The following is a 21,038-nucleotide window of genomic DNA, read 5'->3' as shown; positions in this document are numbered from 1 at the left end:
CCATATCCCTGTTGTCACTTCATCCGGGAATCCCAAACCGGCCCGAAGCGACGCTATGGGACCGGTTTGCGGTAGAATCAGCGTCGTTCCGCACAGCTTGCGCCGTGCTGCTTTGCCTATTTCGCATTGCCCATTTTTTAAGCAGACCGATCATGTACGAGTCCGATATCACCCAATTCATCAAGCAACTCAAGAGCGAGAAGCCGACGCTCGAAGCCGAGCAGCGTCAGGGCCGCTCCCTGTTGTGGGACAAGCAGCCCATCGACATGGAAGAGCGCCGCCGCGCCCAGCAGTCGCGCGTGGCTCAACAGCCGTACGTCTACCAGAGCGAGTAAGCCGTGCCGGCGGGCCTGATAGGCGGCAGTTGCCGCCAAGGCCCGTCACACCACGCTTCGTCCCGCCAACCGCCGCCTGTCCCCTATCGCGTTGAATCCCACCACGCCTGACGATCCGTCGCAAACTCCCGAGCCCGTTTTGGAGCCAGCCTCCGAGGCCGCGCCGGTGCCTGCGCACGTCGATTCGCCTGGCCGGGAAGCCAAGGCGGCGGAGCTGCCTGCCCCGCCTGACGGGCAGGACACCACGCCCGACATCGTCGACGGTGTAGCGCGGGCGCGCTTGTATGGCGAGCCGTTGTTTGCGCTGCCGAACGATCTCTATATTCCGCCTGACGCGCTCGAGATCTTCCTCGAAGCCTTTGAAGGTCCGCTCGACTTGCTGTTGTATTTGATTCGCAAGCAGAACTTCAACGTGCTCGACATCCCGATGGCGCAGGTCACGAAGCAGTACCTGCTGTACGTCGAGCAGATCCGGACCACCAATTTGGAGTTGGCGTCGGAGTATCTGCTCATGGCGGCGATGCTTATCGAGATCAAGTCGCGCATGCTGTTGCCGGTCAAGAAGGCCGACACTGGCGAAGAAGCGGAAGATCCGCGTGCCGAACTGGTGCGCCGCCTGCTCGAATACGAGCAGATGAAGCTAGCGGCACAGAAGCTCGATACCTTACCCGTGCTGGGCCGCGACTTCCTGCGCTCGCAGGTGTATATCGAGCAGAGCTCACAACTGCGCTTCCCCGACGTGGATGCCGACGACTTGCGGGCGGCGTGGGCCGAAGTGTTACGCCGGGCCAAGCTGGTGCAGCATCACAAGATTTCGCGCGAAGAGTTGTCTGTGCGCGAGCATATGAGCCAGATGCTGCGGCGCTTGCAGGGTGCGCGGTTCATGGAGTTCACCGAGTTGTTCGACGTTGGGCGCGGGGTGCCCGTCGTGGTGGTCAACTTCATCGCCATGTTGGAACTGGCGCGCGAGTCGCTGCTTGAGATTACGCAGGCAGAGCCGTTCGCGCCGATCTATGTGCGCCTGACGTACTCCCCCAACTGAAAAACGGGACGTGCGACGTGGCGGCGCGGCGATGCCGCAGAGTCCGCGCGGCGCTTGCGGTTTTGCGCACGCCCGTTGAGATTTCCTCTACAATCCCCCGGACGTTTTGGCGGCTGCGCCCCAATATCGGGCATTGCGCACGCCAAAGCTGGACGTAACCCACACGTACGCCACGCACGGAACCTCAATGAAAGTCATCCCCTCGATTCACGAACTGCGCGACCAACTGCGCGGACAGAATCGCGTTGCCTTCGTGCCCACGATGGGCAATCTCCATGAAGGGCATTTGTCGCTGATGCGACTGGCGCGCCAGCACGGCGACCCGGTCGTGGCCAGTATCTTCGTCAATCGCCTGCAATTCGGGCCGAACGAAGACTTCGACAAATACCCGCGCACCATGATGGACGACATCGAGAAGCTCACGCGCGAGAACGTCTACGTGTTGTTTTCGCCGGACGAGAAGGAGATGTATCCCGAGCCGCAGGAATATCGCGTCGAGCCGCCGCACGATCTGGGCGACATTCTCGAAGGCGAGTTCCGCCCGGGCTTCTTCAAGGGCGTGTGTACCGTCGTCACCAAATTGTTCTCGTGCGTGCAGCCGCGCGTGGCCGTGTTCGGCAAGAAGGATTACCAGCAGTTGATGATTGTGCGCAGCATGTGCCGACAGTTCGCACTGCCGATCGAAATCATCGCGGCTGAAACCGTGCGTGCCGACGACGGCTTGGCGCTGTCTTCGCGCAATCGTTACCTGTCGGAAACCGAGCGTGCCGAAGCCCCGCAGTTGTATCGTTTGCTGGGCCAGATTCGCGACGATGTGAATGCGGGCAAGACCGATTACGAAGCGCTCGAAGCCGCGGCGATGCAGACCTTGCGCGAGCGGGGTTGGGCGCCGGACTACGTGTCGATTCGTCAGCGTGCGAATTTGCGTGCACCGGCGCCGGGCGCAGCACCGGCCGAGAGCCTGGTCGTGTTGGCCGCCGCGAAGTTGGGTGCGACGCGTCTGATCGACAATTTGGAAATTTAAATCTGAGTGCTGGCGTCGCCGATATCCGACTGCGCAAAGACGCGCGATGGATAAGGGGCGGCGTTAGTGGATATTCGCGCGCGTGTTGGATGCGCGTGCTTAATTCGTCGCGCGGAGTGCGCGACATTGCAACACAAGAGGCAAGCCATGTACCGCACCATGCTCAAGTCGAAGATTCACCGCGCCACCGTGACGCATTGCGAATTGCATTACGAGGGTTCGTGTGCAATCGACGAGAACCTGCTCGAAGCATCGGGTTTGGTTGAGAACGAGCAGATCGACATTTTCAACGTCAATAACGGCGAGCGTTTCACGACGTATGCGATTCGTGGTGAGCGTGGGAGCGGCATGATTTCGTTGAATGGTGCGGCGGCGCGTCGTGCGCAGTTGGGTGACATCGTGATCATCGTGTCGTATGCGCAGGTCGACAACAAGGACGTGTTGGCGGGCTTCAAGCCGCAGCTCGTGTTTGTGGACGAAAAGAATGTGCAGAAGGGTGAGCGCGATCACGTGCCGCTGCAAGCATGGGAAGAAACCCGCGCCTTCGACGCAGCAAAGTAAGAAGCAAAACAAGCAATACGAAAAACCGGCCAGATGGCCGGTTTTTCGTTTCAGGGACAGAAAAGAGGAAGCACGCCCAGCGCGAGTGGTTGCGGGGGGGAGAGAAAAAATGGTTGCAACGGATAGTGTGCGTTGAAACGAGTCGGCGGCGCGCCCAACCGTTTGCTGATGCGGAGTGACGCAAACGGTTGGGCGTGTCGTCGACCGACCGCGGAGGTGGAAGGAGGGGCGGAGGGGGGGCTGCTGGGAGGGGCCGGAGGGGTGGGTTGCGACGAATTGAGGGAGGAGGACGAGCCGTCGGTGCGCTGCCCGTTTTCCAAAGCGAATTTCGTGGAGCGACGAAAACGGGTAGCGTGCCGGCGGCCGACCGCAGGCGTGGGTGTAGGTGAGGCGGTTGAACGCCTAATCGGCGACAAATTTCACAATACCGTCCCACTGGGGTAAGTCACGCTCGACGCGACTGGGTGCGACATCCCAGAGTGTGAGTCCGTGGGCGGCGAGTTGCACGTAGTTTTGGGTATCGCGGAGCATGCCGAGCACGGGCAACTCGGCCTCATCGCAATAGCGGGCGAGTTGGTCGGCGGCTCGGGTGCGGGCATCGACGCGCATCCCGACGACACCGACGCGGACATCGCCCTGGCGTACGGCCTTTTCTTCGCGGAGCTTTTGCAGAAAGTCGCGTGTGGCGAGGATGTCGAAGATGGACGGTTGCAGCGGCACGAGCACGTAATTGGCGAGCTTGAGGATCGTGTCTAGCCGTTTGCCGTGCAGGCCAGCGGGGGTATCCAGCACGGCGTGCGTGGTGCCTTTGGGCGGACGGGCTACCTCACTGTGATCGACGTCCCACGTCGCGATGGGCCGCAGCGCGGGCGGGCGCAGCCCTAGCCAAGCCCGGGAGGACTGCTGGCGGTCTGTGTCGCCGAGCATGACCGCATGGCCTTGCGCGGCCAGATATCCGGCCAGATTCGTCGCCAGCGTGCTTTTGCCCACGCCACCTTTCGGATTCGCCACCACGATCACCGGCATTACGCACTCCCCGAGGTCGATTTTCCGCACATCTTACAACGGCTTCGTGACGGCTCACCCGCGTCGCCGAGTGATTGCGGGCCGTGCCTGCCGCTTTCACCGCAAACAGCCCCACACCCGTGCCAAATCCATGTGCTCGGCGAACGAGTCCGCGAGCCGGTCCAGCGACGCCTCACGCAATGCGTTGTAGTCCTGCGCATCAATGTCGCGCGCGCCTGCCCATGTCAGCAGCGCGTGCAGCGCCTCCGGCGTATCGAACAGCCCATGCAGATACGTGCCCATGACCTGATCGTCCGCAGAGCGGGCGCCGTCCGGCACTCCACCGCTGAAGCCGCCGCCTCCGCTCTCGCCATCCAACATCGCAGCAGGACGCGCCAGCGCCGCCCCCTGCGTCACCCCCATGTGAATCTCGTAGCCCCGCACCGGCGCGTCGCCCGCGCACAAGCGACCGCTCACCACACGAAGTTGCTTCTGGGGCGCCATCGTCGTCTCGATTTCTAGCCAGCCAAGGCCCGCCGTCGTCCCCGCATCGCCTTCCAGACCTTGCGGATCGTGAATCGCCGCGCCCAGCATCTGCAAGCCGCCGCAAATACCAAGCACCTTGCCGCCGTAGCGCAGATGGCGGGCAATCGCCGGTTCCCAGCCTTGCGCCCGTAGCCATGCCAAATCGGCCCGGACGTGCTTACTGCCCGGCAAGATCACAAGATCCGACGCAGGCCATGCCTCCCCGGCGCCCACGTAGCGGAAGTCCACTTGCGGATGCGCGCGCAACGCGTCGAAATCCGTGTGATTGCTGATACGCGGTAACGCAGGCACCGCAACCCGTAAGCGTGTCTCGCCGCTGGCCGCCGTGTGCCGCTCGCCGGGCAGCATGTCCTCGCCATCCAGATGCAGACCGTGCAGATACGGCAACACCCCGAGTACCGGAATCCCCGTGCGTGCCTCCACCCATTCCAGTCCGCTCGTGAGCAACGACGGATCGCCCCGGAAGCGATTGATCACGAACCCCTTGATCCGCGCGCGCTCGCTGTCCGACAAACACGCGAGCGTGCCGACCAACTGCGCGAACACCCCGCCCCGGTCGATATCCGCCACCAGCAACACCGGCGCATCGACCGCTTCGGCGAAGCCCATATTCGCGATATCGCGCGCTCGCAGATTCACTTCGGCTGGGCTGCCCGCCCCTTCGACGATCACCGCGTCATACCCCGCGCGCAGACGCTCGTAAGCGGCAAGCACCGCCGACATCGCACGCGGCTTGTATTCCTGATAGGCACGCGCATCGAGATCGGCCACCACCTTGCCGCCGATGATGACCTGCGCGCCACGGTCGCTGCTCGGCTTGAGCAACACCGGATTGAAGTCCGTGTGCGGTGCGATTCCCGCCGCCTGCGCCTGCAACGCTTGCGCACGGCCGATCTCGCCGCCGTCTGCCGTCACCGCGCTGTTGAGTGCCATGTTCTGCGGTTTGAACGGCGCAACACGCACGCCCTCGCGATAGAGCAAACGACACAACCCGGCCACCACCGTACTCTTGCCCGCATCGGACGACGTGCCCTGAATCATCAGTGTGCCGCGTCGCGATGACGCAATAGCGGCGCCACCCGCGGCACCCGCCGCGGCGCTCGCCGACATAGCGTCGAACGCCGACGATGACCGTGATGCGGATCGGGATGAAGTCTCGGACACCGCGCTGGAATTGACAGGGATTTCACTCATGGAGCGGATTATCGCATCGGGCACTCGTACAATATCGCCCATGAGTGCCCACGACCTGACTTTCGTGCTGGGTGGCGCGCGCTCCGGCAAGAGTGCGTTCGCCGAACGCCTCGCCACGGAGAGCGGCCTGCCAGTCAGCTACCTCGCCACCGCTGCGGTGAGCGACGAACCCGAGATGCGCGCTCGCATCGCCCATCATCGCGCCAGCCGTCCGGCCCATTGGCCCACTGTGGAAGTCGGTCGCGATCTCGCCGGGGCACTGCGCGAGTCCGCCCGCGAAGGTCACTGCGTGCTCGTCGATTGTCTGCCGTTGTGGCTGGCGAGCTGGCTCTGCCCGCCTGACGATGGTCCCGATGCGCCCGCCGACGACACCCAATGGCGCGACGTCGTCGATGGTCTCGCGCTGACCCTGTCCACCGCCCCCGGCAAACTCATCGTCGTGAGCAACGAAATCGGCCTCGGTGTCATTCCGATGGGCTCGCTCACGCGGCGCTACGTCGATGAACTTGGCCGCCTCAACCAGCGCGTCGCTGCGCTGGCACCGCACGTGCGTTTTGTCGTCGCCGGCCTGCCCATGGCCGTCAAAGGATGATGGCGGATGCTCACCGGACTCTCCCCTGAATCGCTCTGGCTCGCCGGGCTCATCGGCGTGTTGCTCGACGCGTGGCTCGGCGAACCCAAACGCTGGCATCCGCTCGTCGGCTTCGGCTTCATCGCCGCGGGCGTCGAAGCCTGGCTCAACAGCGCCGACACACGCGACAAACCGTTCAGCGCCATGGTGCGTGGCACCTGGGCATGGACCCTCATGCTGCTCGTGCCCGTGCTCATCGCCTGGGCACTCACCTTTCTGCCCGGCTGGGGCGGCATCGTCTGGCAAGCGCTCGCGCTCTATGCCGCACTCGGCGCGCGCAGCTTGCGCGAACACGTCATGCCGATCGCCCGCGCGCTGCGCGATGGCGACCTGCCGCAAGCGCGTGAACTGACCTCACGCATCGTCTCGCGCGACACCGAAGACGCCAGCGCGTCCGACATCGCGCGCGCCGCCGTCGAGTCGACGCTAGAAAACGGCAACGACGCCATTTTCGGTGCGCTCTTCTGGTTTGCCATCGCCGGTGCGCCCGGCGTGGTGCTGTTCCGGCTGGCCAACACGCTCGACGCCATGTGGGGCTACCGCACCGAACAGTTTCTGTATTTCGGCCGCCCGGCCGCACGCATCGACGACCTGCTGAACTGGATTCCGGCACGGCTCACCGCCGCGAGCTACGCCATCTTTGGCGACGTCGCCCGCGCCATCGACTGCTGGCGCACGCAAGCGAGCGCATGGTCGAGCCCCAACGCAGGCCCGGTCATGGCGGCCGGTGCGGGCAGCCTCGGCGTGCAACTCGGTGGCCCTGCCCGCTATCACGGCGAATGGGAAACGCGCCCGCCGTTGGGTTGCGGCATGGAACCGTCCGCGCAACATATCAAGGCCGCATGGCGACTCATTTCCCGCTCGATGTGGATGTGGCTCGTCGTCACTGGCGCCCTCGCCTTATTCGCCGCGTCGCAGGCGGACGCAATGCCCGTGGGAGTGGTATGAGCGATATGACAACACCCGTAGCCCCCGTGCCAACGCCGCCCGCCCCCCGCCATGGCGGCAATCTGAGCGAAGCCATTGCGCGCTTCAAGCGACCGCGCGAAGACTGGCTCGATCTGTCGACCGGCATCAATCCGCACGGCTACCCAGTGCCGACGCCACCGCCCGAGGTGTGGCGCGACCTGCCGGATGACTTCGACGATTTGGTTGAAGTCGCGGCCCAGTACTACGGCGCGCCGGCGAACAGCGTCGTGCCCTGTGCCGGATCGCAAGCCGTGATCCGCACGCTCCCCACGCTGCTGCGCCCGGGGCGTGTGACCATCGCTTCGCTCACGTACAGCGAATACGTCCCGGCGTTCCTGCGCGCCGGACATACGCTGGTGCCGTGGCCCGGCCCGGAGGCCGGACTCCTCGACGACGTCGACTATCTCGTTTGGGTAAATCCCGATAATCCGACAACCCGCCACGTGTCGCGCGAAACCTTGTCGTCATGGCAAGGTTCGCTGGCCGCGCGCGGTGGCTTGTTGATCGTCGACGAAGCCTTTGCCGATGCGTCGCCGGACGCCTCGATGGCGTCGCGCGCTGGGCAGGACGGCTTGGTCGTGCTGCGCTCCGTGGGCAAGTTCTTTGGGCTGGCCGGTGTGCGGGCGGGGTTCGCCCTGTGTCCGCCCGACCTTGGACAGCGTCTGTCGCTCGCCCTAGGCGCGTGGACCGTCAGTGGCCCAGCCCGCTTTGCCGCCCGCGCGGCGCTACGCGACACTGCATGGCAATCTGCCACGCGCGAGCGCTTACAGCGCGACGGAGAGCGGCTTCTGACGCTGTTGCACGCTCATGACTGGCCGGCGCTCGGCACGCCGCTCTTTGCGTGGACACCACATCCGGCAGCCTCCGCCTGGCACACGCAATTGGCCACCCTCGGCATTTGGACGCGTTTGTTCGGCGACCATCATGTGCCGATGGAAATGGGCGGCACTCGACTGCTACCGAGCCTGCGCCTGGGGCTTCCTGCGCACGAATCGGGCTGGCAACGCTTGCGCGACGCACTCGCCGAAATCTCTCACACCTGAAATTTGTGGGAACTGCCGTGCCCGGCAGGCATCCAAATTCCCCGTTATGCTTCCGATCGGGCGTGCCCTGTCCGTTCGCTAGACGGCGCACCGCCCGCGCGGCGCCTTACGCCGTATTAAATGACGTGCGTTTGCCGCCGTTTTCGTTACAAATTGAAGCATTTCTGCAACAAATGCACACAGCCTTCGCCTCAGGGCGCCGTTAGACTGAGGGTTCTTTCGCAAGGGCTTTCCCTATATAAAAGGACGACCAAATGAAAAAACTGCCGCTGTTGCTTGCTACGCTCCTGACCGCCACCGTCGTAATGGCGGGTTGCTCGAAGAAGGAAGATCAATCGGCCGCTCCGGCCGCCGATACGACGGCATCGGCGCCGGCCGCCGCCCCGGCGGATAGCACCGCCCCGGCAAGCGACGCTGGCGCTGCCATGGCACCGGCTTCGGACGCAGGCGCTGCCGCCCCGGCTCCGGCCTCCAACTAACGCCGCACGGCGCTGCCGCGGGCTTCGATCGGGCATTCGGTCGATTCTGCGCTGCGCCACAACGACTACGCCCCCTGAACTCATCTGAGTCAGGGGGCGTAGTCGTTTACTGCCGAGTTACCGCATACGGCGTGAGGGTTACTTGATGGTGGAGGTCACACCGGCGTCAATCACGCCATACATCTCCACTTTGCCCGTGCCGCCGCTGCGCGCCGACGCGCTCGAATCACCCGCGCCGCTGCCGGTGTTGGCGCACGCGCCGAGCATCAGCGCGACCATCAGCGCCCCCAGAATTCCGAAATTTCGCTTTACGTCGCTCACGTCAATTAGCTCCTTATCTCGCCCGGGCATCCGTGCCGAGCATGTTACGCATCGTTCGACCGCAACCGGGTGACATCGGTTCGCCATGGGCGCATCTTACCCTTGCGAGCGTCCCGTTGTGGGCGGCACAGGCGTTCGTGCGTCGCCGTCCTTGCGGCGTCGCGGCAACGCGTCGAAAATGGCGGGGCTTCGCCGTTCCGCATGGGGCCGCTTTGTGGGCCGCTTTCCGATCCATCGCGTCGATGGGTACCCTTTCAGCCCGTTTTCACGCCCGCCTTCCCAGGTCAATGCCGCAGACTTCCAAGACTTTCTCCCGCCGTAGCGCCCGTGCTGCCGCCGCGCTGTTTTTGACGCTTGTCTCGACGGTCGGCGTCGTCGCCAGCGTGCACGCCGCAATCTCCGTCAAAGACGACACCGGTGCGACGGTCACGCTGCCCGCCCCGGCGCAGCGCATCGTGAGTCTCGCGCCGCATGCGACCGAGTTGTTGTTTGCCGCAGGCGCAGGCGATCGCGTGGTCGGGGCTGTCGCCTACTCCGATTACCCGGAAGCCGCGCGCCGCATCCCGCGCGTGGGCGACAACAGCGCGCTCGATCTCGAACGCATTCTGGCGCTCAAGCCCGACCTGCTGGTCGTGTGGATGCATGGCAATTCACAGCGGCAAGTCGAAGCGCTTCGTCAGTTGAAGCTGCCGGTGTTCTACTCGGAACCCAAGCATTTGACCGACCTGCCCGATGCGATCGAACGTCTGGGCGCACTCACCGGCACCCCGGCGAAAGCACAGGCGGCAGCCAATGCGTTCCGCGCGCGCTATGAGGCGCTGCGCACGCAGTATTCGTCGCGTGCGCCAGTGTCGGTGTTCTATCAGGTGTGGACGCAACCGCTAATGACGCTCAACGGCACGCATATGGTGAGCGACGTGATCCGGCTGTGCGGTGGCGTCAATGTATTCGCCGACGAGCCTGCACTGGTGCCACGCGTGTCGATCGAAGCCGTGCTTGCGAAGCGCCCGGAAGCGATGTTCACGGCGACGCCAGGGGCCACGAAATCGGACAAGCCGCTTGCCACGCTCGATAGCTGGCGCCAGTGGACGCAGTTGCCCGCCGTCGCCCACAACAATTTGTTCGGCATCGACGGCGATCTGATCAACCGCCCGGGCCCCCGCATTCTCGATGGCGCCCGTGTGATGTGCGAAGACCTCGATATTGCACGCGAGCGGCGTGCCAAGGCGGCGGCGCAGTAATCCGTCAGCCGTTCCAGCGCATCAGACGGGCTTGCCCGTGGTCGCTGAAGCGTAAAGCGCAGAGCGCGCCGAAGTCGAGCGCCCACGACAGGCATGTGGTGGGCGGCAAACCCAGCGCCGCCGCTGTGTGAAGTCGAATGGGTCCGGCGTGAGAGACGGCGACGTGCACTTCACGCGTGGCGTCCGCCGACTTGGCGACCAACGCCGTCTTCGCCCACGCGGCCATGCGTCGAGCGACCTCGTGTGCCGACTCGCCGCCCGGCGGTGCAAAACCGGCGACGTCGTTTGCCCACGCATCGAGTTGGGCGCGGTCGATGGCATCCCATGGCTGCATCTCCCACTCGCCGAAGTGCATCTCCGACAAGCGATCGTCTTCCGTGACCGGCATGCCGAACGATTCGGCAATCGCCTGCGCGGCTTTTCGTGCACGCTGCAACGGGCTGCTATGGACGGCAACAGGGACGCGGCCACCGAGCAACGTCGCCAGCGTTTGCCGCATCGCCGCCGTCGTCGCATCGAAAGTAGAAGCATCGACGGGCAGATCGGTCTGGCCGTAGCAAACACCCGGCGCAACGTCTGGCGGCGGATGCCGCAGCAAAATCAGATCCATGCGCACACCGTCAGATACAGCGCAAGCTCGCCAATCTGTTGCGCGAAACCCAAGGTGTCGCCGGTGTAGCCGCCCAGTCGTCGACGCAGATAACGAATGAACGCGCCGCGCAGCGCGATCAACACCAACGCGCCCGTGAAGCCCGCGCGCCAATCCGGCCAGAAGGCCCAAGGCACACTGCACGCCACGCCAAATAGAAGGCCATTCAAGCTCAAGCGCTGTGCCACCGGTTTGGCTTTGCCTTCGGGGCGCACATAGTCCAGCGCACGCAGCAAACTGATCGCCATGCAACGGCTCGCGGCGTGGGCACCGATCATGACGATGGCGAAACCGCCCCAGCCGAATGCGGCCTGCACGTCGACCAGCGCCTGCCATTTGATCGCGAGCGCCAGCCATAGCGCGACCGCGCCGTAAGTGCCGATGCGCGAGTCGTGCATGATCTCCAGCACACGCTCGCGTGCGAATGCGCCACCGAATGCGTCGACAGAATCGGCGAGACCGTCTTCGTGAAACGCGCCAGTCAGCAGCACGCTTACGGCCAACCCCAACGCGATCGCCAGCCGCGGCGACCAGATCATCCCCATCGCCACCGTCAGCAACGCGACCAGCAGGCCGACAAACACGCCGACCATCGGGAAGAAACGCGTCGCCGCGTTCAACTGTGCTGGCGAATAGCCCACCCACGCGGGAATCGGCACCCGGGTGAAGTAGCCGAGTGCGGTCAGGAAAAGCCGTAGTTGCTGCTTGCCCCAATCGTCCGGCGTCTGCGCGGCCGGTGCCGTCGGCACCAGTTCATGTGACGACGGCGCTTCGCCTGTCAGCGGCGCAGACGTCTCGTCGGAAGGATCGGGGGCCGAGGTCGTCATGCCGCGGGGGCGTCTCGATCGCTCACGCCAGCCCCTTCGAAGGTGGCCATTTCGCGCAAGAAAGCGGCGGCGGCCTGAATCAGCGGCATGGCCAATGCGGCACCGGTGCCCTCACCCAGTCGCAGCCCCAATTGCAGTAGCGGCGAAGCACCCAGTGCATCGAGCATGGCGCGATGGCCTGCCTCGTCGGACGCATGCGCAAAGACGCAGTAATCGAGCACCGCTGGCGCGAGCCGCACTGCCACGAGCAATGCCGACGTGCTGATAAATCCATCGACCACGATCACGAGACCCAGCTTGGCGGCTGCCAGATAGGCGCCGGTCATCATCGCGATCTCGAAGCCACCGAAGGTCGCCAGTACGTCTAGAGGATCCGCCACGCCCGTCGAGGGATGCGCATCGAGCGCTTGGGCGAGCACCGCCGTCTTGCGCGCGAGTCCCGCATCGTCCACACCGGTGCCGCGCCCCACGCACGCTGCAAGCGGCAACCCCGTCAGGCGCTGCATCACACAGGCGGCTGCCGACGTGTTGCCGATACCCATCTCGCCGAAACCGATCATGCGTGTGCCACGCTGCGCATGCGCAACCACGCGCGCAGCGCCTGCGGCCAACGCCGTCTCGAGTTGCTCGCGCGACATGGCCGGGCCCTCGAGAAAATTCTGCGTGCATCGCGCTACCGGAATATCCACGAGCGAGGCATGCGACGGGAAGTCTGCCGCCACGCCCGCATTGATGACTTCCATCTCGACTTGATTCGCGCGGCAGAACACATTGATCGCCGCACCGCCGCGCAGAAAGTTAAGCACCATCTGCGCGGTGACCGCCTGCGGATAGGGGCTCACACCCGACGCCACAATGCCGTGATCGCCTGCGAACACCAACATCGCGGGGCGCGCGAGGTCGGGCGTCAGGCTTTGCTGAATGCGCCCGATTTGCAGCGCAACGCGCTCCAGCGCCCCCAGACTGCCGGGCGGCTTGGTCTTGATATCGATGGCGTGTTGCAGCGCGGCGTCCATGGCGGGCGACGGCGCGGCGACGTTGAACAACTCGGCCAGCAGCGGGCTATATGCGGTGTTTGCGGTCATGCGTGAGACTTCCTGAAACGAATACTTGAGACTGACGAGCGCGGATGGCGGCGCTTACATTTCCACGCCGGGTTGCGCGCGAATGCCCTGTGCGAAGGCGTGTTTGACCGGCGTCATGTCGGTCACCGTATCAGCCGCATCGACGAGCGCCTGCGGTGCGCCACGCCCCGTGATGACCACGTGCTGCATCTCCGGGCGCGCTTCCAGATCGGCAATCACCATGTTCACGTCGAGATAGCCGAGCTTGAGCGCGATGTTCAGCTCATCGAACAGCAGCAGACCGAACGAGGCGTCGTTCAACATGCGGCGCGCCTGCTCCCATGCGACTTCGGCTTTGGCGATGTCGCGTGCACGGTCTTGGGTGTCCCATGTGTAGCCTTCGCCCATCACATGGAACTCGCACGCTTCGGGGAAACGGCGCAGGAATTTCTCTTCGCCGGTCGGAATCGCACCTTTGATGAACTGCACGACGCCGGTCTTCATGCCGTGCCCCATCGCGCGCACGACCATGCCGAAGCCCGAGCTGGACTTGCCCTTGCCGTTGCCCGTGGTGATGACGAGCACGCCGCAATCGTGCTGCGCCTGTGCGATCTTGCCGTCGATGAGCGCCTTCTTGCGCACCATGCGGGCACGATGGCGTTCATTGCGGGCGGCTTCAGCGGCGTCAGCGTTGTCGGCAGCGGGCGTGGTGTTGGGGTCGGATTGCGGCGTTTCTTGCGTCATGAACAGCACCTGTGAAAGCGAGCGCGCGGCGCGATGCTACGCGCAGGATGTTGGGAAAGCGAATACGCGTTATCCACGGCGCGCAGGCACCAAGGCCTCGTCGGCGCCATCGCGGATGAGGCGCAGCGGGTAGCCGAACGCATCGCTGCAATACTCGGCGGTGAGGACTTCGCGCACGGGGCCGGCGCGCCATGCGCCGCGTCCGTCGAGCAACAACGCATGCGTGGCGAAGCGCCGCGCCAGATTCAAATCGTGACAAGAAAAAACGACGGCGGCATCGTCGCGCGTCGCATGTTCGGCCAAGCGTTCGAGCGCATCCATCTGATGATGCAGATCGAGATGCGAAATCGGCTCGTCGAGCAGCAGCAGCGGCGTCGCCTGCGCGAGGACTGCCGCGAGCGACACGCGTTGACGCTCGCCACCGGAGAGCGTCGTCACGTCGCGTTGCGCAAACGCTTCGAGGCCGACCTGCGCCAATGCCGTCATCGCCGCAGCGATGTCGTCCTCCGATTCCCAGGCGCCCCAGCGGCCTTGTGCGAGATACGGGTGCCGACCAGCGAGTACAACTTCGAGCGCTGTCGCGCCGAATGCATCCCGAGTTTGCTGCGGCATCAGGGCGCGCACTTTGGCGAGCGCGCCGACGCGCCACTGGCTTAGCGGCTTGCCCGCGATATCGATGCGTCCCGATGCGGCAATGGCGTCGTCGCGATGCGGTGTCGCATCGATGCTGCGCAAGCCCGCGAGTGTGCTGAGTAGCGTGGTTTTGCCCGCGCCGTTCGGGCCAGCGAGACACCAGCATTCGCCGGGTGCGACGGCAAAATCGAGCCAGTCCACTAGCGTTCGTTCGCCCGCGCGCAATGTCAGCGCGTGCGTGTGCAACAGTGGCGTCGGCGAATTCGGCTGCGCCGCGGGCGTGGGCACACTCATCGCATCACCCGTCGCGAAAGCAGCCAGAGGAACAGCGGTACGCCGATGATCGCGGTGATCACGCCCACCGGCAGTTGTGTCGGAGCGACGATCGTGCGGGCGATCAAGTCGGCCACCATTAGCAGCACGCCGCCTGCGAGCGCGGCGGCGGGCAGCAACATACGCTGATCGTTACCGAAACGCAGCCGCAGAATATGCGGCACGACCAGTCCCACGAAGCCGATACTGCCCGCGGTGGTCACAGCCACGGCGGTCGCGAGCGAGGCAGCCAGATAAATGCGTGCGCGCAACGGCCCGACCGACACGCCGACGGCCTGCGCCACGGCTTCGCCGCGCAGCATCACATTCAGTCGATGCGCAACGGGGCACACGATGAGCAAGGTCGCCGCGAGCGCCAGTAACGGCAACGCTGCGCGGTCGACACCATTCAAATCGCCGGTCAGCCAGAACAACATGCCACGCAGGCTGGCATCGGGCGCCAGCGTGAGGATGAGCATGGCGAGCGCGCCGAAACCGGCAGCCATCATCACGCCGGTGAGCAGCAGGCGTGCGCTGCTGTCTTGTTCGCCGGGACGGAAAAAGCTGCGGTGCGAGAGGGCCATCACGAGCGCGATGGCGGCCAATGCCCCAAGAAACGCGCTGGTCTGTACCCAGAAGAAAGGCAACATCAGCGCAAGCGATGCGAGGGCGGCCACTGCCGCACCGCCAGAAATGCCGAGTACGTAGGGGTCGGCGAGCGGATTACGCAGCAGCGTCTGCATCAGCGTGCCGGAGACGGCCAGCAAGCCGCCACAGGCAAACGCCGCCAACGCACGCGGCAAACGCAAACGCCACACCACGTCACCGGCAAGACCGACATCGTGACCGAGCATCAGACCGCCGATCTCGCGTAGCGAGACCGGCACGCTGCCCAGCATGAGCGACGCGACGAGCACTGCCAGCGCAAGGCTGGCAAGGGCCGTCCAGATGGCGAGTGCGCGACGCAGCGTCATGCCGCTAGGCCTCGCGATGCCAATGCGTCAGAACTGCTTCCAGCCGAGCGTGACGTAAATCGCGCGCCCGATCGTGTTGTAGGCATATACCGTCTGGTAGTTTTTGTTGAAGACGTTGTCCAGGTGCGCCGAGACGTACCAGGATTTGTCGATATCGTAACGCGCTTGCAGATTCACGAGCGTGTACGCGCCCAGATGCTGGCCGCTGGTGTCGTAACGTTCGCCACTGTAGAACACGTCGCCGCCGAAGGTGAACTTGTCGAACGTCTTCGACAGGCCAATCGAGCCGAACTGCTTGGCACGGCGGGCGAGTTGCTTGTCGGCATCCAGATCGGTCGGGTTCTGACGCGTGAACGAGGCGCGCACATCGACGCCGAACAGCGGACGGCCCGTGTAGGTCAGTTCAAGCCCTTCGACGCGCGCCTTCGCCACGTTCGAGGCCGTGTACGGGAACACGGTCAGGCTCTGAATCAGGTTCGTGTACTTGGTCTGGAAGCCGGTCAGCTTGACCAGGCCGAGACGCTCGCCGCCGTTGAATTGCACGCCGAGTTCCTTCGAGATGGAACGCTCGGGTTGCAGGTTCGGATTGCCGTAGCCCGGGTAGAACAGGTCGTTGAAGGTCGGTGCGCGGAAGCCGTCCGACGCGTTGGCCATGAACTTCCACATCGGCGTGAGGTTGTAGCCGTAGCCCACCCAGTAGCTGTTGGCACCGCCAAAGTCGGAGTACACGTCGCGGCGCACGTTCGCTTGCACCTGATGCTTGCCGAACGCGCCTTCGTAACCGATGTAGCCCGAATCGACGTGTCGGTTGTTGCGACCATAGTTGGTGCTGCTCTCGACGGTCTGCTCAAGACGTGTGTAGCCCGCGATCAGCTTCTGGTCGGGCATGAAGGCGTACTCGTTACCCCAGTCGATTTGATTGCTCGACGTGTGGAAGTTGCCGTTGCCTTTGTCGTTCAAATAACTGTAGCTGTAGTCGTCGCCCTGCGTGACCGAGAAGCGCGTGCTCCACTTGTCGGTGACGTTGCCCTTTGCGTAGCCCGAAATCTGACGCACGCGAGCGTCGGTGTTGTTCAGGTCGGTCGGCTTGCCGTAGGCATTGTCGAAGCTGCTGCTGCCATCGCTCTGGAACAGGCGCGCGCCCACTTCCCACGTGTCGCCGAGCTTGCGCGAGATCGACGCGCTCACGCTCGTGTTGTCGTCGCCATTGCGGTTCGGATTCACGTTCTTCGGATAGAAGCGCGGGTCGATGGCCGAAATGCCGTTCGTGTGAAAGCGCGACACGTCGAGCGAGAAGTTGGTCTTACCGTCGTCGAACGACCCGGCGATACCGGCGTTGGCCTGCGTAGTGTTATTGGTGCCATAGCCGATTTCCGCATAGGCGCGCGGCGGGCCACCATCGCCCTTGCGGGTGAAGATCTGGATCACGCCGCCCACGGCTTGCGAACCGTAGAGCGCCGACACGTTGCCGCGCACGATTTCGATGTGGTCAATTTGCGACACCGGAATTTGCGCGATGTTGGTCGTGCCCGTGGTGGCCGAGTTGACCGGCACACCGTCGATGAGCACGAGCGATGCGTTCGACGCCGCGCCGCGCATGAAAATGCTGGCCGACGTGCCGAAGCCGCCGTTCTGCACGATTTCCACGCCCGCCTGACCGCGCAGCAGCGTCGGGAGGTCTTGCGCCTGGCTTTGTTCGATGTCCTCACGCGTGATGACGGAAGTGGCAGCGAGCGTATCGGCGAGCTTTTGCTCGGTACGCGAGGCCGTCACGACGGTCGTCTTGAGCTGGGCAGCGGTGGTGTTGTCGTTGGTTGCGGTATTGGCAGCAACGGACACCGGCGCGGCAGTGGTGTCGGCCGAAGGTGCCGATGCGGCCGACTGGGCATGCACGGCAAAGCTGAACGTGGCGGCGAGCGAGGCGCAAGCGAGCGCGACGGCGCGTGGGGCAGGAACAAAAGCGGGCGCGAGCTGCGCCATAGCGCGGACGTGGGAGCGCATGATCTGGTGTGACTTCCGTGGTTTTCTTTTTTTGCCTTGACCCGTTCCCCCGCGGGTCGTCGGCGCACGAGGAGCGCCGGTGACAGGTCACGGATGCGGATCGCATGGCATTACATGGAATCGCATCGGCACATGAAAACGACGGCAAGCCACCAGCGGCAGCGCCGGGCGGCAAGGCTTTTCCCCACTCGCTCGGCCGGTATCCGGGCTGGTCATCGTCGCGCCTGACCGGCCTTCCCACAAGCGGATAACTTGCAGTGGCGATTGAGGCGAGGTGCGTTTTCGGAAACCTTTAGGGCCGAAATGATGACTTACCGTTGCGGGGGCAGCACAGGTTGGCCAGCCCGTGTGGGGGCGCGGCTCCCTGTTTCCCGTTTAACTGCGCATGCCGGGGGGCGTGCGCGAGCACCGAAGCGCCGCAAGTGTAGGGGTCAATCGGATGAGCGTCAATGCTCGTTCGTCGGGCATTGGCCGCCGATTCCGTTAGAATGTAGGGCAATTATGAGGACGCAGCCCGATGCTCACCGATCTCGACAATCTCACCGACAAAATTGAACAGTTGGTTGTGATAAGCCAACGTTTTCATCAACACAATCAGGCACTGCTAAGTGAGCTTGATCGCACGCGCGCCGAATGCGACGACACCCGCGCCGCTATTGAACAATTACGTGTCGAGCGCGACGCCCTGCGTTTGCAGCGCGACCAGCTCGCCGCCAAGATCGACGAGGCTCAGGTTCGCCTGAACGCCATTCTGGAAAAGCTTCCGACGCAAAACCCCGCTGAGGGTCAGATGGATCTGCTCGGTACCCCCGGTGGAGAACACGCATGACGATCAAGCAGCTCGAAGTTCATATCCTGGAACAGTCGTACCGGCTCGCCTGCCCGCCGGAACACGAAGCCGACCTGCTCTCCGCCGTCTCGCGTGTGGACGCCGAAATGAGCAAGGTGCGTGCGCAAAGCAGCGTGCGCGGCACCGACCGCATTGCCGTCATGGCAGCGTTGAGCCTGGCATCCGAATTGCTTGCGTTGGAAAAAAGTATTGCTGCTGGACAAGCATTCCCCGCTGAAGAAATTCAGAGTAGAATGCAACGCATGAACGATCGATTGAGTGCTGTGATCGACCAGTATCAAAGCTGAGTCAACGTTGTAAAACACACGATGTCGTTCGATTCAAAAAGTTAGTTTTCCCTGCCTGGTTCGCGAAAGTCATAGATTCCTTGAACCAATGCTTTGCAGCAGGTTGCGGAAGTTTGTAGCGCTGGCGTGAGCGTCACTCTGTCTGATGAACCCAAAGCGTTACTAACCGCGACCACCTTGAACCTCCCGGTTCAGGATGCCGGCTTAGCGGCTGTGGCGGGGACCCAATACACGGCACTGCGTTCGCGCAGTGCCGTTTTTTTTCGTGCGATCTTTATCGCTCGATCAATGTAACGCGCGATGGAAAATAAAAAGGCGGCCCGTGGGCCGCCTTTTTTACTGCTGTCGATCGCTTGCTTAGAACTGCGCTTCGCTCAACGACAGCGTCGAATCTGCGCCCTCGGTAATCGACTGCGCGAGGCCCGGTGCCTGCGTGAGAATGTGATCGGCAAAGAAACGCGCCGTGCCGATCTTCGCATCGTAGAACGCCGGATCTTCATCGCGGCGCGCCTGCGCCGCCAGCAACGCACGGCCCATCTGCCAGCCGCCCAACACAATCCCCGCCAGCTTCAGATACGGCACGCTGCCAGCAAACACAGCGTTCGCGTTGTCCTGCGTGTTCGCGATGACGTAGTCGACCACGATCGACAATGCCTCACGGCCCTTCGCCAGACGTTCCGCAACGCTTTGACCCACACCGCCTGCGGCGCGCAAATCGTTTTCCGTCGCAGCGATTTGCTCGAACAGCGCGCGAGCCACGGCGCCGCCGTCACGCAGCGTCTTGCGGCCGATCAGATCGTTCGCCTGAATCGCCGTCGTGCCTTCGTAGATCGGCAGAATGCGCGCATCGCGGTAGTACTGCGCCGCACCGGTCTCTTCGATGAAGCCCATGCCGCCGTGCACTTGCACGCCAAGGCTGGTGACGTCGAGCGACATCTCCGTGCTCCAACCCTTGACGATCGGCACGAGGAACTCGTAGACGGCCTGTGCGCGCTTACGCTCGCCTGCATCGGCAGCGTTGTGCCCAATGTCGGCTTGTGCCGCTGCCACATAGGCCAATGCACGCGCGCCTTCGGTCAACGCACGCATCGTCATGAGCATGCGTTTGACGTCCGGGTGATGAATGATCGCCACCGCATCGCGCGACGAGCCATCGACCGGACGGCTCTGCAAGCGCTCGCGTGCATACGCCACCGCGTGCTGATACGCGCGCTCGGCCACGGCCACGCCTTGCATACCCACGGCAAAGCGAGCGGCGTTCATCATGATGAACATGTACTCGAGGCCGCGATTCTCTTCGCCGATCAGATAGCCCGTGGCGCCGCCGTTGTCGCCGAATTGCAGCACAGCCGTCGGGCTCGCCTTGATGCCGAGCTTGTGTTCGATCGACACGCAATGCACATCGTTGCGCGCGCCCAATTTGCCTTCGGCGTCGACGTTGAACTTCGGCACGATGAACAGCGAGATGCCCTTCACGCCCGGGGGCGCGTCCGGCGTGCGCGCGAGCACGAGGTGCACGATGTTCTCCGCCATGTCATGTTCGCCGAACGTGATGAAGATCTTCGTGCCGAAAATTTTGTACGTGCCGTCACCGACGCGATCGGCGCGCGTGCGCACCAGCGCGAGATCGGAGCCCGCCTGCGGCTCGGTGAGGTTCATCGTGCCCGTCCATTCGCCGGAGAGCAGCTTAGGCACGTACAGCGCGCGTTGCGCATCGCTACCGGCCGTCAGCAGGGCTTCGACGGCACCATCGGTCAGCAACGGGCACAGGGCGAACGACAAGTTCGCCGCGTTGAGCATTTCGGTGCAGGGCGTCGCCACCAGCTTCGGCAGGCCTTGGCCGCCGAATTCCTGCGGATGCAACACCCCCTGCCAACCGGCTTCGGAGAACTGCTTGAACGCTTCCTTGAAGCCCGGCGTCGTGGTGACGACACCGTCTTTCCACGTGCTCGGCTGCTGATCGCCGATGACGTTCAGCGGGGCGAGCACTTCCTGGTTAAAACGTGCGGCTTCTTCGAGCACGGCCTGCGCGAGTTCGGGCGAGGCATCCTCGTAACCCGGCAACGCCGCAATGCTCGACAAGTCCGCCAGCTCGTTCATCACGAACTGCATGTCCTTGATCGGGGCCTGATAACTCATGTCGTTCCTCCAAGGGAATCCGTTTGCCTGCGGATGGTGGCGAATGCCGGGATTCTTGTTCTTATGTCGTCTTATCTTTGACCGATTCGGATGAGGACGCAGCGCACTGCCCGCCTCCTCATGCGAATCGGCTGCGAGGCCAGTCTTGCGACTCACCCCGCAGCACG

At 63.8% G+C, this 21,038-nt stretch carries 22 protein-coding genes, 1 other RNA gene and 1 riboswitch; of the genes, 12 read left to right on the top strand and 11 right to left on the bottom strand.

All coding sequences use genetic code 11. The features are described from left to right. Window positions 1-152: 152 nt before the first annotated feature. From ACPWR9_RS24370 to panD, 4 genes are all read left to right on the top strand, one after another. The gene (locus tag ACPWR9_RS24370; protein WP_426301460.1) at window positions 153-335 is read left to right on the top strand and encodes a DUF3460 family protein; all 183 of its coding nucleotides are present in this window, start codon (window positions 153-155) and stop codon (window positions 333-335) included. Window positions 336-501: 166 nt separating this feature from the next. Beyond that, window positions 502-1,377: a segregation and condensation protein A gene (locus ACPWR9_RS24365; protein ID WP_426301827.1), complete on the top strand. Its 876-nt coding sequence runs from the start codon at window positions 502-504 to the stop codon at window positions 1,375-1,377. Window positions 1,378-1,564: 187 nt separating this feature from the next. Next, the gene (panC, locus tag ACPWR9_RS24360; RefSeq protein ID WP_426301458.1) at window positions 1,565-2,401 is read left to right on the top strand and encodes a pantoate--beta-alanine ligase; all 837 of its coding nucleotides are present in this window, start codon (window positions 1,565-1,567) and stop codon (window positions 2,399-2,401) included. Window positions 2,402-2,548: 147 nt separating this feature from the next. Beyond that, window positions 2,549-2,962 carry an aspartate 1-decarboxylase gene (gene panD / locus ACPWR9_RS24355; protein WP_058375448.1) on the top strand — a complete coding sequence of 138 codons (414 nt, stop codon included), beginning with the start codon at window positions 2,549-2,551 and terminating at the stop codon, window positions 2,960-2,962. 402 nt (window positions 2,963-3,364) lie between these two features. Here panD and ACPWR9_RS24350 read toward each other — a convergent pair whose 3' ends face one another. After that, on the bottom strand, window positions 3,365-3,988 hold the full coding sequence (locus ACPWR9_RS24350) for an AAA family ATPase (protein WP_426301456.1): 624 nt from the start codon (window positions 3,986-3,988) through the stop codon (window positions 3,365-3,367). Between the two features lie 96 nt (window positions 3,989-4,084). Further along, window positions 4,085-5,623: a cobyric acid synthase gene (locus ACPWR9_RS24345; protein ID WP_426301454.1), complete on the bottom strand. Its 1,539-nt coding sequence runs from the start codon at window positions 5,621-5,623 to the stop codon at window positions 4,085-4,087. A gap of 124 nt (window positions 5,624-5,747) precedes the next feature. Here ACPWR9_RS24345 and cobU point away from each other — a divergent pair, with 124 nt between their 5' ends. The 4 genes from cobU to ACPWR9_RS24325 all read left to right on the top strand — a co-directional run bounded on the left by cobU (window position 5,748) and on the right by ACPWR9_RS24325 (window position 8,829). Further along, entirely contained in the window at window positions 5,748-6,299 is a 552-nt protein-coding gene (gene cobU / locus ACPWR9_RS24340) for a bifunctional adenosylcobinamide kinase/adenosylcobinamide-phosphate guanylyltransferase (protein ID WP_426301452.1), read from the top strand. Window positions 6,300-6,305: 6 nt separating this feature from the next. Next, window positions 6,306-7,286 carry an adenosylcobinamide-phosphate synthase CbiB gene (cbiB, locus tag ACPWR9_RS24335; protein ID WP_426301450.1) on the top strand — a complete coding sequence of 327 codons (981 nt, stop codon included), beginning with the start codon at window positions 6,306-6,308 and terminating at the stop codon, window positions 7,284-7,286. Beyond that, entirely contained in the window at window positions 7,283-8,350 is a 1,068-nt protein-coding gene (gene cobD / locus ACPWR9_RS24330) for a threonine-phosphate decarboxylase CobD (RefSeq protein WP_426301448.1), read from the top strand. The genes cbiB and cobD overlap by 4 nt, the downstream gene beginning before the upstream one ends. A 254-nt stretch (window positions 8,351-8,604) precedes the next feature. Further along, window positions 8,605-8,829: a hypothetical protein gene (locus tag ACPWR9_RS24325; protein WP_426301446.1), complete on the top strand. Its 225-nt coding sequence runs from the start codon at window positions 8,605-8,607 to the stop codon at window positions 8,827-8,829. Window positions 8,830-8,967: 138 nt separating this feature from the next. Here the strand turns inward: ACPWR9_RS24325 and ACPWR9_RS24320 are convergent, their stop codons facing one another. Continuing rightward, on the bottom strand, window positions 8,968-9,150 hold the full coding sequence (locus tag ACPWR9_RS24320) for a hypothetical protein (RefSeq protein ID WP_426301444.1): 183 nt from the start codon (window positions 9,148-9,150) through the stop codon (window positions 8,968-8,970). 287 nt (window positions 9,151-9,437) lie between these two features. Between ACPWR9_RS24320 and ACPWR9_RS24315 the strand changes: the two genes are divergently transcribed. Next, window positions 9,438-10,391 (top strand): cobalamin-binding protein, encoded by a 954-nt coding sequence (locus ACPWR9_RS24315; protein WP_426301442.1) that lies wholly within the window; start codon window positions 9,438-9,440, stop codon window positions 10,389-10,391. Between the two features lie 4 nt (window positions 10,392-10,395). On the opposite strand, the gene cobC is transcribed toward ACPWR9_RS24315, so the two are convergent. The 7 genes from cobC to ACPWR9_RS24280 form a co-directional block, all read right to left on the bottom strand. Next, a complete protein-coding gene (gene cobC, locus ACPWR9_RS24310; protein WP_426301440.1) occupies window positions 10,396-11,001 on the bottom strand; it encodes an alpha-ribazole phosphatase family protein in 606 nt (201 codons plus the stop codon). Beyond that, a complete protein-coding gene (locus tag ACPWR9_RS24305) occupies window positions 10,992-11,867 on the bottom strand; it encodes an adenosylcobinamide-GDP ribazoletransferase (RefSeq protein WP_426301438.1) in 876 nt (291 codons plus the stop codon). The genes cobC and ACPWR9_RS24305 overlap by 10 nt, the downstream gene beginning before the upstream one ends. Then, window positions 11,864-12,952: a nicotinate-nucleotide--dimethylbenzimidazole phosphoribosyltransferase gene (gene cobT / locus ACPWR9_RS24300; RefSeq protein WP_426301436.1), complete on the bottom strand. Its 1,089-nt coding sequence runs from the start codon at window positions 12,950-12,952 to the stop codon at window positions 11,864-11,866. The genes ACPWR9_RS24305 and cobT overlap by 4 nt, the downstream gene beginning before the upstream one ends. Window positions 12,953-13,006: 54 nt before the next feature. Further along, window positions 13,007-13,675, bottom strand: a complete 669-nt coding sequence (cobO, locus tag ACPWR9_RS24295; protein WP_426301434.1) for a cob(I)yrinic acid a,c-diamide adenosyltransferase — start codon at window positions 13,673-13,675, stop codon at window positions 13,007-13,009. A 69-nt stretch (window positions 13,676-13,744) separates the two neighbouring features. Next, complete coding sequence (locus ACPWR9_RS24290; protein ID WP_426301432.1) at window positions 13,745-14,602, bottom strand: ABC transporter ATP-binding protein; 858 nt, start codon at window positions 14,600-14,602, stop codon at window positions 13,745-13,747. After that, window positions 14,599-15,594 carry a FecCD family ABC transporter permease gene (locus ACPWR9_RS24285; protein ID WP_426301430.1) on the bottom strand — a complete coding sequence of 332 codons (996 nt, stop codon included), beginning with the start codon at window positions 15,592-15,594 and terminating at the stop codon, window positions 14,599-14,601. The genes ACPWR9_RS24290 and ACPWR9_RS24285 overlap by 4 nt, the downstream gene beginning before the upstream one ends. A 27-nt stretch (window positions 15,595-15,621) precedes the next feature. After that, window positions 15,622-17,595 carry a TonB-dependent receptor plug domain-containing protein gene (locus ACPWR9_RS24280; protein ID WP_426301428.1) on the bottom strand — a complete coding sequence of 658 codons (1,974 nt, stop codon included), beginning with the start codon at window positions 17,593-17,595 and terminating at the stop codon, window positions 15,622-15,624. Window positions 17,596-17,772: 177 nt separating this feature from the next. Then, window positions 17,773-18,022: riboswitch (cobalamin riboswitch) on the bottom strand. Window positions 18,023-18,112: 90 nt separating this feature from the next. On the opposite strand from ACPWR9_RS24280, the gene ACPWR9_RS24275 reads away from it, so the two are divergent. The 3 genes from ACPWR9_RS24275 to ssrS all read left to right on the top strand — a co-directional run bounded on the left by ACPWR9_RS24275 (window position 18,113) and on the right by ssrS (window position 18,959). Next, window positions 18,113-18,424, top strand: a complete 312-nt coding sequence (locus tag ACPWR9_RS24275) for an ATPase (RefSeq protein WP_426301426.1) — start codon at window positions 18,113-18,115, stop codon at window positions 18,422-18,424. Beyond that, entirely contained in the window at window positions 18,421-18,732 is a 312-nt protein-coding gene (locus ACPWR9_RS24270) for a cell division protein ZapA (protein ID WP_150681992.1), read from the top strand. The genes ACPWR9_RS24275 and ACPWR9_RS24270 overlap by 4 nt, the downstream gene beginning before the upstream one ends. 45 nt (window positions 18,733-18,777) lie before the next feature. Continuing rightward, a non-coding RNA gene (gene ssrS / locus ACPWR9_RS24265) (6S RNA) lies at window positions 18,778-18,959 on the top strand. Window positions 18,960-19,089: 130 nt separating this feature from the next. Here ssrS and ACPWR9_RS24260 read toward each other — a convergent pair. Continuing rightward, entirely contained in the window at window positions 19,090-20,871 is a 1,782-nt protein-coding gene (locus ACPWR9_RS24260; protein WP_426301424.1) for an acyl-CoA dehydrogenase, read from the bottom strand. Window positions 20,872-21,038: the final 167 nt, after the last annotated feature.

This window comes from Pandoraea pneumonica (assembly GCF_049918595.1).
GTDB classification, from domain to species: domain Bacteria; phylum Pseudomonadota; class Gammaproteobacteria; order Burkholderiales; family Burkholderiaceae; genus Pandoraea; species Pandoraea pneumonica_A.
The sequence above is the reverse complement of the archived record's forward strand: the minus strand, read 5'-3'. Positions and strand labels throughout refer to the sequence as shown.

Coding starts and splice junctions, on each gene's coding strand:
- ACPWR9_RS24350 (WP_426301456.1), bottom strand. CDS start 3,988: ATGCCGGTGATCGTGGTGGCGAATCCGAAAGGTGGCGTGGGCAAAAGC.
- cbiB (WP_426301450.1), top strand. CDS start 6,306: ATGCTCACCGGACTCTCCCCTGAATCGCTCTGGCTCGCCGGGCTCATC.
- ACPWR9_RS24285 (WP_426301430.1), bottom strand. CDS start 15,594: ATGACGCTGCGTCGCGCACTCGCCATCTGGACGGCCCTTGCCAGCCTT.
- cobD (WP_426301448.1), top strand. CDS start 7,283: ATGAGCGATATGACAACACCCGTAGCCCCCGTGCCAACGCCGCCCGCC.
- ACPWR9_RS24315 (WP_426301442.1), top strand. CDS start 9,438: ATGCCGCAGACTTCCAAGACTTTCTCCCGCCGTAGCGCCCGTGCTGCC.
- ACPWR9_RS24260 (WP_426301424.1), bottom strand. CDS start 20,871: ATGAGTTATCAGGCCCCGATCAAGGACATGCAGTTCGTGATGAACGAG.
- cobC (WP_426301440.1), bottom strand. CDS start 11,001: ATGGATCTGATTTTGCTGCGGCATCCGCCGCCAGACGTTGCGCCGGGT.
- cobO (WP_426301434.1), bottom strand. CDS start 13,675: ATGACGCAAGAAACGCCGCAATCCGACCCCAACACCACGCCCGCTGCC.
- ACPWR9_RS24290 (WP_426301432.1), bottom strand. CDS start 14,602: ATGAGTGTGCCCACGCCCGCGGCGCAGCCGAATTCGCCGACGCCACTG.
- panD (WP_058375448.1), top strand. CDS start 2,549: ATGTACCGCACCATGCTCAAGTCGAAGATTCACCGCGCCACCGTGACG.
- ACPWR9_RS24325 (WP_426301446.1), top strand. CDS start 8,605: ATGAAAAAACTGCCGCTGTTGCTTGCTACGCTCCTGACCGCCACCGTC.
- ACPWR9_RS24305 (WP_426301438.1), bottom strand. CDS start 11,867: ATGACGACCTCGGCCCCCGATCCTTCCGACGAGACGTCTGCGCCGCTG.
- ACPWR9_RS24345 (WP_426301454.1), bottom strand. CDS start 5,623: ATGTCGGCGAGCGCCGCGGCGGGTGCCGCGGGTGGCGCCGCTATTGCG.
- ACPWR9_RS24370 (WP_426301460.1), top strand. CDS start 153: ATGTACGAGTCCGATATCACCCAATTCATCAAGCAACTCAAGAGCGAG.
- cobT (WP_426301436.1), bottom strand. CDS start 12,952: ATGACCGCAAACACCGCATATAGCCCGCTGCTGGCCGAGTTGTTCAAC.
- ACPWR9_RS24280 (WP_426301428.1), bottom strand. CDS start 17,595: ATGCGCTCCCACGTCCGCGCTATGGCGCAGCTCGCGCCCGCTTTTGTT.
- ACPWR9_RS24275 (WP_426301426.1), top strand. CDS start 18,113: ATGCTCACCGATCTCGACAATCTCACCGACAAAATTGAACAGTTGGTT.
- ACPWR9_RS24270 (WP_150681992.1), top strand. CDS start 18,421: ATGACGATCAAGCAGCTCGAAGTTCATATCCTGGAACAGTCGTACCGG.
- panC (WP_426301458.1), top strand. CDS start 1,565: ATGAAAGTCATCCCCTCGATTCACGAACTGCGCGACCAACTGCGCGGA.
- cobU (WP_426301452.1), top strand. CDS start 5,748: ATGAGTGCCCACGACCTGACTTTCGTGCTGGGTGGCGCGCGCTCCGGC.